The sequence below is a fragment of the Fervidobacterium nodosum Rt17-B1 genome (assembly GCF_000017545.1).
GTDB lineage: Bacteria > Thermotogota > Thermotogae > Thermotogales > Fervidobacteriaceae > Fervidobacterium > Fervidobacterium nodosum.
Genome location: NC_009718.1, coordinates 1,070,326 through 1,086,093 on the forward strand (window position 1 = coordinate 1,070,326; position 15,768 = coordinate 1,086,093).

A 15,768-nucleotide genomic window follows, 5' to 3' on the forward strand; every position below is an offset into this window, starting at 1 on the left:
TCCTATGAGTATTTTTTTTGATTTTCTTCAGTTCTAATTAAATTCTATCACTCTTCAAAAATGCATCAAGAATTATTTAAGAATGATTTAGGAAAGTTAATGGTAAATTATTCTTCCCAATAACGTTTACTAACAATTTTCAAATGTGAAGCATCTTTTTTATATCTTCCTACCTTTGCACATGGTTTTCCATTCACTTCAACTATATCCGCTGTTATGTCGATTTTCTTCTTCAATAGTTTCGATCCAACACCGTAAACATCAGCTGGTACACCTAACGATTCGAATAATTTGATTTTCTCTTCGTCAAAACCACCTGAAACAACTATTTTCAAATCTTTCAGACCCACTTTATCAAATTCTTGTCTTGCTTTCCATACAAGTTCTGGACATACACCAAACGATTGCGGACCTATGGGTGTTACTGATTTGTCCCTTAAACTTCCAGATGTATCAAATCTGACACCCCAAATTTTATTCTTACCCGGTCCTATAATCGGTGAAGGATCTGTTTCACCAAGTATGAATTCTTTACCCATAACGTATTCATATTGTTTCTTAACAACCCTAAACGTTGTACCAATGACATCGTTATCCCAATCAACTAAAACTATCCTATTAACGGTTTCCGGCATATGCATATCAAACGCAATTGCCGCGTCCTCTGTCTTACCATCGTATGCGGCAATTAGCGCGTGCGGAATTGTGCCCATCGATTCTACGCCCCAATAATCTGCATTCGCATCTGTTGAGACACCAAATGCCCCAGCTTTGAGCGCTGCATAGCCATCAGTTGCTTGGACCCAGTAATGGTCAAATCTTGCACTGAAGAATAATATAGGCTTACCATTTGCTGCCTCAACGACTTTCTTAACTGCCGTTGCTGTGCTTGTAGCCCGTGCGATAACGCCCAGTAAAACTGTCTCAAGATAACCAAAGTATATTGGATCACCTTCTATCGTCATTAAAGGTTCTCCATCCGGAACGTATTCACCATCGTAAACCGCTTTGACTTCTATTTCATCCCATTTGTCTACCCAAAGCTCGTTGAGTTTTAATCTCAAATCCCACTTTTTTCTCGTCAGTTCAACTATTTCTTCGACGTTACCTTCCACAGATAAGCTCTGCATCATTTTATCCAGGTTTAAAATCTCATTGTAAAGGTATCTTGCTTTTTCTTCATCTTTGTAATAACCTGTGCAGTATCTCAAGACAGCAAGAGCTTCGTCCACACCACAGACAATTGCGTTATCCCTTGGGAAGAATTGGTAATAAACTCTTGGGTGCCTGTTGTCTTTTTTTAGCACCTCAACATATCTTGTAAAGTATTTATCAGAATAGTATCCCATCCTAATCCTATCAATTGGTACTTTAAAAACCTTCGGATGAAGTCTCTTGCTCATATTTCATTCCCTCCCATAATCACATTACGCACTGGATAATTAAGACAAACTCCACAAAGTGTACAACCCTTTCGGCAATCTTTCGTGGTTGCCTGAACGAAATAATTCTGATATTCATTCCACAAAAACTCTTTACTCACACCACTATCAATATGGTCCCATGGGAAATCTTCTATACCGTAAGGACCTATGTACTGTGAAATGTCTAACTCGTTAAATAAATTCATCCATTTTTCAAATGAGAAAAATTCTCCCCATTCATCATAATAACTTACTTTGTATGCCTTTTCAATGACTGAAAATAGCCTTCTATCACCACGCGAAAGAATTCCTTCGACGAAACTCTTTTTTCCATCATTGATATCAATCTTTCCATACTTTCGATATGGTCCCAAGATTTTTCTTACCATACTCATGTATTCCGGCTCTTGCAATTTTGCGAATTGGAATGCGGTATGTGGTTTTGGGATTAATAAATTAACAGAGGCCGTTATATCGGAAAAGCCAAGTTTTTTAATATCTTTAATTAACTCACCTATTTCCTTTATATCTTCCTCTGTTTCTTCTGGAAATCCAACCATAAAGTAGAGTTTTATCCTTCTCCAACCTGCACGCTTTGCTTCACTCGCTGTGTTTATTATATCGTCGTATGAGATTTGCTTGTTTATGGCATCCCTCATCTTTTGACTCCCAGCTTCGGGAGCGAATGTTAAGCCTGTCTTTCTAACCTCGGCAATTTTCTCACCAATTTTTATATTAAATGCATCAACACGTGTCGAAGGAATAGAAATTGAGACTTTCTTGTCCTTTAATTCTTCAACTAACTTTTCCGCTATCTCACTTATTTGAGAATGGTCAAGCGATGAGAGCGAAAGAAGAGATACTTCATCGTAACCTGTATTCTCTATGAGTTTCTTAACAGATTTGACGATCTCATCCGCACTACGCTCCCTGACAGGACGATAAACGTATCCTGCATGGCAAAATCTACATCCACGTGTACAACCCCGACTGATTTCAATTACAGCGCGGTCATGCACGCTTTCAACGTGTGGTAATATCTTCTTTTCTGGAGGGGTAACCGAATTCAAGTCTTTTAGTATGTTTCTTGAAATTCTTTCAGGGACAAAATCGTACTTTGGAACGATTTTCCGACCTTTTTGTTCGTAGAATATTGGAATATAAACACCTTCTATCTTCGCTAACTCTCTGAGTCTATCGTATCTCTTCATTTCCCTCGTTTCGTATATCACCCGGAGCATTTTGTGTAGATTTACTTCCCCATCACCTATGTATATCGCATCAAACGCCTCAGCTATAGGTTCACAGTTATACGCAACAGGTCCTCCAGCAACAACTATCGGGTCATCGTCTCTTCGTTCCTCTGCCCTAATTGGAATTCTTGAGAGCTCAAGCATCTTTAGAACGTTTGTGTACGATAGTTCGTATTCAAGTGAAATTCCAAGCATGTCAAGTTCGTAAACTGGTGTTCGTGTTTCAAGTGTGAAAAGTGGAATATCATTCTTTTCCATCAATTCAATCATATCAACCCAAGGTAAGAAAACACGCTCAGCGTACACATAGTCAAGCTTGTTAGCAAGCCAGTACAGTATCTCAAGACCGTAATGCGACATACCGACTTCATAAACATCCGGGAAACCGAAAGCCACTCTTAAGTAATCCTTGCTTGAAGTATCTTTGATAACGCTATTGTACTCAGCGCCTATGTATCTTGCCGGTTTTGAAACTGTTATCAAGTTTTCAGATAAGAATCGAAGAATTCTTTCAGAATTATGCAAGAAAATATCACTCCTTTTAGTGTTTTACTGTTCACTGTAACTGAATGAAATAGATATCTTGGCTGTTCCTGAGACAGGAATTTCAATTTCATAGTAATCTGCCGATGATTTTAGTATCTTGTAAGTATTCTGTGGAGTTATTGAAAGGTCTTTTATGCTTTTCCCATTCAGTATAACCTTTGCGCTACCGTAACCTTTTAAATTCAAATCTCCAACGATGTAAACTCTCCCTCCAAGTTTTGTAAGTTTATTAAGTGTCCAAGAGTGGTACAACTGCCAGCTCTTTGAAACGTATATCTCACCCTGTTTATTTACGTCAGGCATTGTGCCCAAACCTATCGGCATAACTCTTCCAGATACATTTGAGTATATATAAACTTGACCTGCTGGAAGTTCTTCGCCTGTATTTATTTCAATAACGTAATCAGCAGGCTGCCAGTTATACGTGTATGTATATTGGAGATTTATCTTTTGCCAATCTTTTCGCGTGATATTTAATACCTTGTTTCGTATATTCACACCGTTTTTCAAACCCTCTTGGTATCCAAGTATAAATATCTTCCTGCCTTCGGCTGTTACTTCTTCAGCCATTGCGGATTCTGCCGCAACTGCCTTTGAATACATAAGCCTTACGTTATTCTCCTCTGGAGCTGTGGAGAGCACAACGTAAGCTTTGTCAATCGGAGAGCGAATTTCAAAGAATTGCTCCAATGTGTTTTCTTTCAACACATAATAAATTCTAAATCCACCGGGTACTGCAAACAAAGCCTCTGCTTTATCAGAAGATTTGAGAACATTCTTCGCTTGCGATTCTTTGACAATCCTACCAATCCCAAACGGTGTTTGAATATACTTTTCACCATTTTCAAAAATCGCTACATTGTCATTCAACTCGTAAATTCCACGTGGAAGTTCGACTGGAATTTCATATTTTTGATTTTCAGTATAGCTTTCAATATACCATCTGCTGGAAGAAACCTGCAAAACTCTCCAACCTTCTGGGACTTCGTATTCTTTATCAACTGTTGTGTAAAACAATCCGTTGGAACTAAAGAGAACCAAAATATCTTGCGACTGATTTTGAGCTAATAACATTGAGCTGAGCACAATTATTGAGAAAAATAAGTAAAACTTAAATATTGGTAACTTTCCCATAAAATAACACCTCTTTTCTTTTTTTAATTACGCCAAAGCATCCTTTATGAGCCAAACGTAAGAAATAACCGTTAAACCTATTAACACATACGCCAATAATTTCCAAATCTTTTGCGAACGATAATTATCGTAAACTGGTAATGTGTAACCAAGTAAGATACCTGTTAGTAATCCACCTATGTGGGCAGCGTTGTTTATACCTGAGCCTGGAATAAAGCCAAGAACAACATTTATCACTATCATTGGAAGTAAAGCGCTCCCCGTTATAGGTTTTAAAAAGAATGGTGTATCTTTTCTAAATCCAGCACCAAAAAGCACGCCAACAAGACCAAAAATAGCTCCACTTGCACCAACGGATAGAGAGCCATAATAGAAAATATGGGTTGCTACATTTCCCACAATTCCAGTAATAAAATAATAAGTAATAAATCGGTAAGTTCCGTATATACCTTCAGCATAGTTACCAATGATGTACAAAGCATACATATTAAAGGCAAGGTGTAAAAAACCACCATGCATAAACATAGCGGTAATTATCCTGTACCACTGACCAGATTTGATAAGTGGACCGTATTGCGCACCAAAAAGTAAGTATGCTAAGTCACTTTTTATAAAAAATGTTTTGAATACATAAAAAATAAGAAGAATAAGAGAATTCACTAATATCAAATACAAATACGCTGGGTTTTTCCTTTCGTACACTAATCTCACTCCCGAAAATTTTTATTTTTGTATAAACTTATTTACTTAGTACAATTATATCACCGCTTGATAAACTAATCAAAAGTTATAAATGTAATAAACACAAAAAAGGCTGGTTAGTGTTCCAGCCTTTTTGTTTAAGTTAATTATTTACTAAAATTCGAATTTGTTAAGCTAATGGATTGTATTTGGCAATTATCTCGTTTGTTCTTTCTTCTCTTATCTGGTCAACTTTTTGCCATATCTCACTTATAGCTGTTTTAAGCATATCTTTGAACATTTCTTGGTCTTCAAGTATATCAGATTCGTAAATTATGTCTTTCACTTGTCTATCACACGTTGCAACAATTTTTAAAGCTCCACCGATTTCTACGGTAACTTCCTCATTCGCAAGTGTATTTTCTAACTCTTTGAGTTCCTGTTCCATTTTTTCTTGCAATCTTTGTAATTCTGCAAAGTTCTTTGGTAATCCAGGTGCTCCACTACTTCCTCCTAAATTCTTACCACCAAAACTCTTAAGCTTTTTCATACTAATAACCTCCCCATTCTTAAGTCTCAAATTTATAATTAATTACTTATCAGGATTCTCCCATATTACAAAGTTATCTGTTTGGAGTGTTTTTGTTTTAAGTCCTTCTGGTGTTTTTTCCTGATAAACAAGAAACACCTCAGCACCATACTTTGGGAAGAGTGTTCTTGTAAGCAACCAATTTTCCCTCCCAAGAACAAAAGCGGCTGTTGAAAACGCGTCTGCGATAACAGGATCCTCACTTATCACCGTTGCGCTTATAGCTCCTCGCGCAGGATATCCGGTTTTCGGGTCTATTATGTGGTGATATCTAACACCGTCTACAATAAAAAATCTCTCATAATCACCGCTCGTTGCGATAGAACCCGATTTCATATACACAAGCTTTATGTTTTCGCCAGGTTGCCCTCTAGGGTCTCTGACACCTATAATCCAATTCGCCTTATTATACTTCGGACCAAGTATCATTATTTGACCACCAGCTTCGATAAATCCGTGACAGTTCTTATCATATTCTTTAGCTATTTGGTAAGCTCTTTTAAGAGCATAACCTTTCAGCATTCCACCGAAATCTAACCATGCACCATTTGTTTTTACCATCTTTTTTATGTAGTCTATCGCTATATTTTTGTGTCCAGATAGTGAAGCAGCTTCTGCTATTTTTTCCGATGTTGGTACGCTGAATTGCTCAGTAGCACTTCTTTCAGTAAATTTACTAAATCCCCACAAATCTACTAACCTTCCGATAGCTGGGTCAAAAGCACCTTCTGTTTGATTGGCGATCTTTAACGCTAAGTCTACCAAAGCTAACGTTTCATCATCAACCTCTATCCAATCTTGTGAATGGTTAATTTTGTATAGCACACTATTTGATGAGTACGCATCGTACTTACTCTCAATTCTCTTCATTTCACTGAAAATAGCTTTGGATATAGTTGAAGGATTTACCTTCGAAGCGATTTTAATTCTTACATAAGTGCCAAAGATATAATCTTCATAGTCATTGTATTGACCAGTCTTACCAGAGATGAAGAAAAGATAAATAGCAGTTAGAACTATGAAGATAATAATTGTCGAAAAGACAACAATCTTATTGAGAATCATAAATTCCTTAGGATCTGGTTGCTGCACACTTTACACCGCCCTTCCTCATCAAGATTAACAATTTCTATATTATAGCCTTTTCTAATTATAACAACATTACCACATTTTGGACAGTATGTACTTTCATATTTTTCGTCCCAAACGTTCCCAAGATAAACATAATTTAGGTATTTTTTCGCACTGTTGTATATATCGATTAACTTTCCTACGCTTGTCGCCGGCTTTGTGTATTTATAAGCCGGATGATATCTAGATAAATGGAGTGGTATGTCCTTTGAAATATTCACTAGTGCTTTAAATTCTTCCTCAAGTTCTTGAATATCGTCATTTTCCCCAGGTATCACAAGTGTTGTAACTTCAACGTGGATATTGTTATAAACGCAGTATTTTATCGTGTTCAAAACGTGTTCAAAATCTCCTCCACAAACTTTACGGTAAAATTCGTTGTTAAATGCTTTCAAATCTATATTCATAGCATCTATGAATTTTCCAAGTTCAGCAAGCGGCTCATGGTTTATGTATCCGTTGGTCACTAATACGTTCTTAAGGCCTGCCTCGCGAGCAAGTTTTGCTGTTTCAAGCACAAACTCATACCACACTATAGGCTCACTGTAAGTGTAAGCAATTCCTATATTTCCTTCATGTTTATATTCCAGAGCAATTTCTACAAGCTCGTATGGTTCAATTCTTTTAACATAATACGGTCTTTGTTGAGAAATCTCCCAATTTTGACAAAAAGCGCATCTAAAGTTACAGCCCCAAGTTCCGACCGATATTATCGAACTGCCAGGATAAAAGTGAAAGAGAGGCTTCTTCTCTATAGGGTCAAGCGCCATAGATGTTACTTCACCATAATTTAAAGAATACAATTTACCTTCTATGTTCTTTCTTACCTTACAAATCCCAGTCCTACCATCTGAGATTACGCATTCATGGGGGCATAAAACACATTGTAGCTTATTTTCATCACTTTCGGATCTTCCAAACGTTTCCAAACGTTTCCAATACTTCGCCTCGTGGTAATTGAACATATCAGAGGCGCCTCCTTATTTCAAAAAATGCAAAATTAACTAATGCTGAAAACTCACTTATCTCTGAGTACAGTCCTAATACCATTCATAATTGGTCTTGAGTTTTGCAAAACTTTACCACTTGGAAGTATTATCTGCTCAAATCCTTGCGTTGACAATTTTGAAATCTCTGCTCTCGTAGGTATGGTTTTCACTTCATATGAAACTTTCATATGCCCTGGCTCAAATCTATTTGGGTATACCAGCGTGTAATTCCCATCTGGTAAATTAACCTTGAAAACGCTTTTTCCGTCTGTACCGTAACCCGCTTTTACTGAAACGTGCACAGCGTAAGGCAAATCAAGAGAATAGGCTATGCAATACGGTGCAAGGTTATTGGTAACTTTAGTAGGTAAAGACACAGCAATTCCTAATATATCATATTCCATGTTAGTGCGTTCCCAATCTTCCTCTACTTTTGTTTCGTCGACTTTAACAATTTTTCCAAAGAGCTTGTTACCTATTTTTACAGCTTCTTGGTTGAATTTGTTTCTAAGATTTCTAAGTTTTTGAATTGCCTTTCGTCTGCTCTCAAAAATATCGTCAAAAGCACCAACTTTTATAAGAGCTTCGATAACGGAAAGTGGTAAATCCGCTTTTTCGACAAAATCTTCGAAGCTTTTGAATTCCATTGTCTGTAGCTGTTTTGACTTTTCCACAGATATACCAGGTAATATGTGTAACGGTAAGTGATATATTTTCTCGTCTTTATTCATAGTTTTTAAGTTTGAGAAAAGCTTAGGTGGAAGCACTTTGTAATTTAAAGTTTGAAGATTGTACAACGCATCTTGCAATATCGACGTGTCATATTTTAGGTAAGTATCGTAAAAAATATCTGGAAAATTCACTTTAAAATACGCCATATAGTACGTCAAGTGAGAATAAGCAATAGCATGAGATTTGTTAAACGCATATTCGCCAAACGCCAAGATATTCTTTGCGAGTTCTAAGCCTTCTTTCCCAAGTTTACCGAAAAGGGCGTTTTTCAATCTTTCATAAAGTTGTCTTATGCTATCGATATCTTTCTTCGCTATCGCTTTTCTCAAGATATCCGCTTGTGTACTACTAAAACCTGCTAATTCCATAGCAATTTTCATTATCTGTTCTTGATAAATCGGCAGGCCATAAGTCTCGTCTAAAATTTCAAGGTTGTATTTTTTCAATTTCTTGATTTTCAAATTTCTTATTTCACCTGTAATTCCAGACCTCAAAGGCCCAGGTCTGTTTAGTGATATTGTGATTGCTAATTCGGAGATATTAGATGGTTTGACATCTCTGACAACAGATTTTCCTATGCTACTTTCAAGTTGAAAAACATTGTCTGTAAAACCAACTGAAATATATCTATATGTATTTTTCTTGAATTCTTCTTTTTCTTCTTTGAAAGATTGGCTTATAGTATCTCTTAATTCTTTGTATATACTTAAAGTTTTTAGGCCGAGCAAGTCGAACTTTATATATCCAAGATACTGTAAATCGTCCATATCCCATTCAATTGTGTCAATGCCACTTTCACTATGAATCATAGGCACGTTTAAAGGTGTGGTTGAAATTATAACACCTGCGGCATGGGTGGAACGTTGAATAGGAATGTTTGACAACTCGTTCGCATATTCTTCTGGTATGCTATCCAAAAATTTCTTTGGGATTCCAACGAAAGTGGATATGTTGTAAACGTAACCAAATTCACTTTTCAACAATTTTATAAGCTCTTGTCTTCTTACATCTTCTATATCTAAGTCTATATCTGGATAGTCAGTTCTTCCTTCATTTAAAAATCGTTCAAACAAAAGATTGTACTTAACTGGGTCTATCTTCGTTATGCCCAGTCTGTAAGCAAGTAAACTACCAACAGCGCTCCCTCTACCGTATCCGACCTCAATGTTATGAGCTTTAGCAATCTCAACTATCCTCTTTACAGTATAAAAATAGTCTTCGAACTTGAAAGATTTAACAAGTCTTATTTCTCTTTCCAACCTTTCTTTGTATTCTTTTTCTTGGTTTAATAATTCTTCTAAAAAGTCATCACTCGAAATCGGCAACTTTTGAGAAGATTTGAAAGAATATTCTTGTATGTTAAATTGACTCTCATCAATTTCAAATATGTGTTTGTTAATATCGAAATTTTCAATATCATCGATTTCAATCTTTTTTCCCATGTAATCACAGAGTATTTTGTAAATTTCTTCTTGACCGGGAAGGAAGTAAATAGGTTTTGACTTGATATACGTAAATCTCTGTTCTAAAATCTTCGAATTATGTTCATTTAAATCTCTTGAATTATATATTTTCAGAAATTCAATAAATTCTGATGTGTTTCTGAAAACATACGTTTTATCATGTTTTCTATAGCCTATAACCGGTATTATGTCTTTATATTTTTTACTTACACGAATGAATTTTACAACACCGTGGAGTGTTGTATCTGATAAGACAAGGACAGCAATTTTATTTTCAATAGCCCATTGGAAAATTTTATCGAAATCCAGTACCGAACCTTCAAAAGAGTATGGTGAAACAAAACAAAGGCCACGTTTCTTAAGTGAGTTGATATAGCCTATATAAAGCACCTCCACAAACTTACATTCTGAACTTATTTAATTCATGTAATTTATCGTTTCTGAAAACACCGTACCCCATTACAAGTATATTAACTCCGATGTTGATTAAGTCTTGAGCGTTTGAGTTACCAACACCACCATCTACAGCTATCTTGAAAGATAAATTTCTTTCTTTTCTTATTTCATTCAAGCGCTTGATTTTCTCCATCATCGTTGGTATGAATTTCTGACCTGAAAATCCCGGGTTAACCGTCATTACTAAAATTCCATCCGCGTAAGATAAAATTTCTTCAAGGGTATAGATAGAAGTTGCAGGGTTTATAGCAACAAATGCCTCTGCGCCAAGTGATTTTATTAATTCAACACTTCTATGTAAATGATAACAAGTTTCTTGATGAATTGTAACACGCGTCGCACCTTTTTCTATGAATAATTTGATATGGTCATCTGGATTTGTTACCATAAGATGAGCATCTATGGGAAGGTCTGTAAATGTTCTCAATGTTTCTATCATGGGATAACCAAACGTCAAATTTGGAACGAAATGCCCATCCATAACATCAAGGTGTATCTCATCGATAAATGGTTTTACTCTTTCGAGTTCTTCCTTTAGTCTTGAAAGGTCAGCTGCTAAAATAGACGCAGATATAATTGCCAATTTAATCAACTCCTTTCTCTAATTTCTTTACTATTTAGCTATTCTCTGGTATAATTATACTTGTATAAAAAGTAAAAAGCAACAATTATTCAAAACGTAAAAAATTTTATTGTAGAGGTGGTCAAGTGAATTTACGTAGAATTTCTATTCCTTCAGACGTAGCAGTTGTCGAAATCCTTGGACAATACGATAACAAAGCAAGATATTTAAGAAGAAGATTTAACGTAGAAATTAACGTGATTGACGATGAAATAAGGATTAAGGGCGAAGATGAAAAATCTGTCAACACCGTAGAAAAGATTTTAAGGGAAGTTATAAATATCACAAGAGAAGGGCATTTATTAGATTGGACAGAATTTGAATACATCGTGGAGGAAAATGAAAAGATAGAAAAACCAGAAGAAGTTTATAAGAAATCCGTTGGAAAAGTAAAGGCAAAGACCGAAGGACAAAGGAAATATCTTGAAGCAATAGAGAAAAATGATATAGTCTTCGCTATAGGTCCCGCAGGTACTGGAAAAACTTACCTCGCTTCGGCTGTTGCAGTCGATTACCTCAAATCAGGAAGGGTACAAAGAATTGTATTGACACGCCCAGCTGTAGAAGCGGGTGAAAAGCTTGGTTTTTTACCAGGTGATTTAACTGAAAAAGTCGATCCTTACTTAAGGCCTCTTTACGATGCGCTCATAGATATGGTCGGAATAGAGAAATTTATTTCACTTCGCGAAAAAAATGTTATAGAAATAGCTCCTCTGGCATATATGCGAGGAAGAACGCTTAATAACGCATTTATAATATTAGATGAAGCGCAAAACACAACTTACGAACAGATGAAGATGTTCTTAACACGTATGGGGTTTGGATCAAAAGTTATAGTTAATGGTGATATTACGCAAATAGATATAGAAGAGCAATCTGGACTTGTCATAGCTCAAGAAATTCTCAAAGATATAGATGGTATAGCATTTGTCTATTTAACTGATGCTGATGTAGTAAGACATCCATTGGTAAAAAAGATAATACGTGCTTACGATAGTTTTGAGAAAAACAAAAAAGAGGAAAAACTTCAAAAGAGGAGATAAAAATGAACCGAAAAATTCCTGAAGGGAATATGCTTAAAGATGAAGCATTTATCTATGATGGTATAATACTTGCTCTTATCATAAGCGTTGCCAACAACATATATGACCTTAGCTTGCTTGATCTTGCAAACGAATTTATACTTATACTTGTCATTTGGTATGGTATTATAGAACATTTCATTAGGAATTCCAATATAATTAACATCGACCTTAGGTATAGACTGCTTTTTTATAGTATTTTCCTCTTTGGCGGAATAACAAATACATTAATATATAAATCATACGGTATTACTTTCATCCCGATAACAGCAGTCCCAATGCTTATAACCCTCTTGATTGACTACGAATTTGGCGCAAGTGCTGGCTTGATTTTATCACTTTCAACCGCATTCCATCACAAAGATTTCTTTATGTTCCTTCACTTTTTCCCTCAGGTATTCATAGTTACCTATACGCTAAGAAACGTTAAAAATAGGATACAAGTTACCAAAGCGGGGCTATTTTCAGGAATAGCTAGTCTATTAATGATTTTTCTCCAAGAACCTGTTAGACATTTCTACTTTTCCTTAAAAGATTATGTGATTGTATTTATTAATCCTTTTGTATCATCGATAATTGTCCTCGGAATACTCCCATATATAGAGGTATCATCAAGGATATATTCAAATATAGGTCTTTCAGAAATTTCAACTATAAACCATCCGTTGTTGAAGTTGCTTTCAGTTCATGCGCCTGGGACTTATTATCACAGCATGAGGGTGGCAGAACTTGCGGAACGCGCTGCAGAAAGTATAAATGTAAATGCCATACTTACAAGAGCCTGTGCGTACTATCACGATATAGGGAAAGTTAGAAATCCTGAGTTCTTCATAGAAAATTTAAAGAGCATTGATGATAATCCCCATAATTCACTTCAACCGGAAGTAAGCGCAAAAATCATAATGAAACATGTGACCGATGGAATAGAAATCGCCAAAAAATATAGATTGCCCATACAAATAGAAATGGCAATTCCTCAGCACCATGGCACAAGGTTACAAAAATACTTCTACCTCAAAGATGTTCAGGAGAACGGAAAAAGCGACATTGAGAAATATCAATACCCTGGCCCAAAACCAAAGACAAAGGAACTAGGAATAATAATGCTCGCGGATGTTGTGGAAGCAAAATTGAAAAGTATCAAAGATAAAAATATAAATGACGTAAGTAAAATAATAGAGGAAACGGTTATTGAGCTTTTTGAAGAGGGTCAATTAGATGACACAGGTCTAACTATTAGCGAGCTTAGAACGATAATAGAGAGTTTTACTATCGTCTTCGAAAGTTTGTCTAAGCAAAGAATAGAGTACCCTACATTAAACCAAGAAATGGAAACTTCTGGATAGCCAAAAAACGAGGTGATAAAATGATAATTTTCAATGAGCTACCTTCTGGATTAGAAGATTTTATCCAAAAAGTGAAAAATGAATTAGAAGCTATTGTGAAAAAAGAAATTGGAAACGTTGATGTATCGTTTATATTTATAACACCGGAAACAATGGCTGAAATGAATAAACAATATAGGGGAAAAGATGGGGCAACAGACGTATTAACTTTTGTTTATGGCAACAACGCGGAAGGAGAAGAAGAACCTTACTCCGAAGGTTATCTGTGTTTAGAAAAAATCTTAGAAAACAGCAAAGAATTTGGGAATTCTCTCGAAAAAGAATTATTAACTGTTCTCGTCCATTCAATACTACACATGGCTGGCTACGACCATGAGTACTCTTCGGAAAACTCAGAAGAGATGTTTAAAAAGCAAGAGGAATACGTTGATAAAATTTGGCAAGGATTCAACAAAGAGCTTTAAATTCTAAAAATTAGTTTTTGATAAAAGATTTTTCAAACTCCACTCTAACATTTCGGGATGGAGTCTCTTAGAGAAATTTTCATCAGCTTCAAAATCTGCTGGTCTCAATTCACCAATTATTATCTTTTTGATTTTTTCAATATAATCAATCATATCTGTAACTAATTTATAATCACCATATTCTCCATGGCCTGGTATTACATGTTTGGCTTTAGGAAGTTTTTCAAGTGTCTTAATCCATACGTTTAAATTACTATCTTCAACAATTTCAGGATGTATAGTATTTATAACAGTGTCACCTGTTATCAGAATATTTTCTTCAGGGATATAAACATAAGAAGAATCTGGAGTATGACCTGGTGCATGGACAAATTTGATTTTTAATCCATCTTCGTACTCAAATATATCATCAAAAATAACGTCTGGAAGTTTTGGTTTAAAATAATCAATTCCAATTTCCACAAAGTAATTTTGGTCAAATTGCTCCATTTTCTCTCGTGTTAGCGAGTGAGCAACAATTGGACAATCAAAAATAACATTACCGAAAGTATGGTCTGGATGGTAATGTGTGTTTAAAACCAAGGAAATCGGTTTCATAGTAAATTCTTTGACAAATTTGCTAATACTCTTTGCCTTCTCGGGAAATAAGGAAGTGTCTACAAGTATTACACCCTTTTTCCCAATAATAATAACATTATTCGCTGCCTCTTCGTGTTCTATTACATATACGTTTTCTGTTACTTTACGAACCATGGGTTACACCTCTTAAATTAAAATTTTTATCTTCTTTTCACTTAAAATAGTTCTCTAAAGGAGTGGTATTTTCCTTGAAAGTTTTGTTACTAGGTTATTATGGCTACGGTAATTACGGTGATGAGCTCATGCGACTCGGTATTACAGATTTTCTAAAAAAATTCAATATACAATATGTCACTGCCCTTCCAAAAAGAATTAGCAAAGACACAATTTCTCGGTTTAATATTTTTGAAATATTGGAATACATTTACGACAGTGATGCTGTTATATACGGTGGAGGCGGTTTACTCCAAGATATTACAAGTACAAGGAGTTTCTTGTATTATGCTTCTGTGATAAATCTGAGCTTAATCATGAGAACACCTGTTATACTCTTCGGAAATAGTATTGGTCCTGTTAAGAAAAAAGGTAATAGAATTTTACTAAGAAACATATTAAAAAACAAAAATACATTTTTATTTGCAAGAGATGTAGTTTCATACAAATACGGGCTTTGCTTAAACAAGGAGACCGAGCTTTCATGTGACCCATCCATAAGATATCTTCGAAAATTTTTAAGTGTGGAGGAGTTCAAAAGTAAAAATTTTGACAAAACTTATGATTTACTTTTAGTACCAAAGAATAATAAGAAAGATATTGAAGAATATAGTGTTTTAAATAATTACTTTAAAAATATAATAATAGCACCTGCGCAAAGAACTGATATGGAAATATCAAAAAAGCTTGCTAAAAAACTTGAATGTGAGCTATTCGAAGATATAGAAGATGTTGACAAATTTACTTCACTTATATTATCGTCAAAATTCGTCATCTCTGAAAGGTTTCATCCAGTTGTTGTCGCGTCGTACTACGGTATTCCATTTATCTCACTTGAAAATTCAAAATCACAGAGATTTTTCAGAAAATACACAAGTCGAAGAGAATTTTTCGCAAGAAATTTGATTGATATAGAAAAAAGATTAGTCCCTATTTTAAATGAGCCTTTGAAGCTTAAAGAAATAATGGATAAAGAATGCGATGAAAGTTATAAAAAATTATATAAAACATTGCTAAGAGCAACATCAAACATAATTTATAAATAGTATAAATTAACAAAAAAG

General features: G+C 35.2%; 14 protein-coding genes. 4 read left to right on the plus strand and 10 right to left on the minus strand.

Annotated features, from left to right (window positions below):
* Nucleotides 1-107: 107 nt before the first annotated feature.
* From FNOD_RS05095 to rpe, 9 genes are all read right to left on the minus strand, one after another.
* Nucleotides 108-1,403, minus strand: a complete 1,296-nt coding sequence (locus FNOD_RS05095) for a nicotinate phosphoribosyltransferase (protein ID WP_011994142.1) — start codon at nt 1,401-1,403, stop codon at nt 108-110.
* Entirely contained in the window at nt 1,400-3,202 is a 1,803-nt protein-coding gene (locus tag FNOD_RS05100; RefSeq protein WP_011994143.1) for a TIGR03960 family B12-binding radical SAM protein, read from the minus strand. The genes FNOD_RS05095 and FNOD_RS05100 overlap by 4 nt, the downstream gene beginning before the upstream one ends.
* Nucleotides 3,203-3,226: 24 nt before the next feature.
* Entirely contained in the window at nt 3,227-4,357 is a 1,131-nt protein-coding gene (locus FNOD_RS05105; protein WP_011994144.1) for a hypothetical protein, read from the minus strand.
* A gap of 27 nt (nt 4,358-4,384) precedes the next feature.
* Nucleotides 4,385-5,059 (minus strand): rhomboid family intramembrane serine protease, encoded by a 675-nt coding sequence (locus FNOD_RS05110; protein ID WP_011994145.1) that lies wholly within the window; start codon nt 5,057-5,059, stop codon nt 4,385-4,387.
* Between the two features lie 169 nt (nt 5,060-5,228).
* Nucleotides 5,229-5,588: a YbaB/EbfC family nucleoid-associated protein gene (locus FNOD_RS05115; RefSeq protein WP_011994146.1), complete on the minus strand. Its 360-nt coding sequence runs from the start codon at nt 5,586-5,588 to the stop codon at nt 5,229-5,231.
* Nucleotides 5,589-5,630: 42 nt separating this feature from the next.
* Nucleotides 5,631-6,719 (minus strand): FAD:protein FMN transferase, encoded by a 1,089-nt coding sequence (locus FNOD_RS05120; protein WP_238374567.1) that lies wholly within the window; start codon nt 6,717-6,719, stop codon nt 5,631-5,633.
* Nucleotides 6,689-7,723, minus strand: coding sequence for an AmmeMemoRadiSam system radical SAM enzyme (gene amrS, locus FNOD_RS05125; RefSeq protein WP_011994148.1), 1,035 nt, complete (start codon nt 7,721-7,723; stop codon nt 6,689-6,691). Before amrS ends, FNOD_RS05120 begins: the two co-directional genes overlap by 31 nt.
* Nucleotides 7,724-7,776: 53 nt before the next feature.
* The gene (locus FNOD_RS05130) at nt 7,777-10,338 is read right to left on the minus strand and encodes a helix-hairpin-helix domain-containing protein (protein ID WP_011994149.1); all 2,562 of its coding nucleotides are present in this window, start codon (nt 10,336-10,338) and stop codon (nt 7,777-7,779) included.
* 4 nt (nt 10,339-10,342) lie between these two features.
* On the minus strand, nt 10,343-10,981 hold the full coding sequence (rpe, locus tag FNOD_RS05135) for a ribulose-phosphate 3-epimerase (RefSeq protein WP_011994150.1): 639 nt from the start codon (nt 10,979-10,981) through the stop codon (nt 10,343-10,345).
* Between the two features lie 125 nt (nt 10,982-11,106).
* On the opposite strand from rpe, the gene FNOD_RS05140 reads away from it, so the two are divergent.
* The 3 genes from FNOD_RS05140 to ybeY are packed head-to-tail and all read left to right on the plus strand — an operon-like array spanning nt 11,107 to nt 13,912.
* Complete coding sequence (locus FNOD_RS05140) at nt 11,107-12,063, plus strand: PhoH family protein (RefSeq protein ID WP_011994151.1); 957 nt, start codon at nt 11,107-11,109, stop codon at nt 12,061-12,063.
* Nucleotides 12,064-12,065: 2 nt separating this feature from the next.
* Nucleotides 12,066-13,448 (plus strand): HDIG domain-containing metalloprotein, encoded by a 1,383-nt coding sequence (locus FNOD_RS05145; RefSeq protein ID WP_011994152.1) that lies wholly within the window; start codon nt 12,066-12,068, stop codon nt 13,446-13,448.
* A 20-nt stretch (nt 13,449-13,468) separates the two neighbouring features.
* Entirely contained in the window at nt 13,469-13,912 is a 444-nt protein-coding gene (ybeY, locus tag FNOD_RS05150) for an rRNA maturation RNase YbeY (protein ID WP_011994153.1), read from the plus strand.
* A 3-nt stretch (nt 13,913-13,915) separates the two neighbouring features.
* Here ybeY and FNOD_RS05155 read toward each other — a convergent pair whose 3' ends face one another.
* A complete protein-coding gene (locus FNOD_RS05155) occupies nt 13,916-14,665 on the minus strand; it encodes an MBL fold metallo-hydrolase (RefSeq protein ID WP_011994154.1) in 750 nt (249 codons plus the stop codon).
* Between the two features lie 74 nt (nt 14,666-14,739).
* On the opposite strand from FNOD_RS05155, the gene FNOD_RS05160 reads away from it, so the two are divergent.
* Complete coding sequence (locus FNOD_RS05160) at nt 14,740-15,750, plus strand: polysaccharide pyruvyl transferase family protein (RefSeq protein WP_011994155.1); 1,011 nt, start codon at nt 14,740-14,742, stop codon at nt 15,748-15,750.
* Nucleotides 15,751-15,768 lie beyond the last annotated feature (18 nt).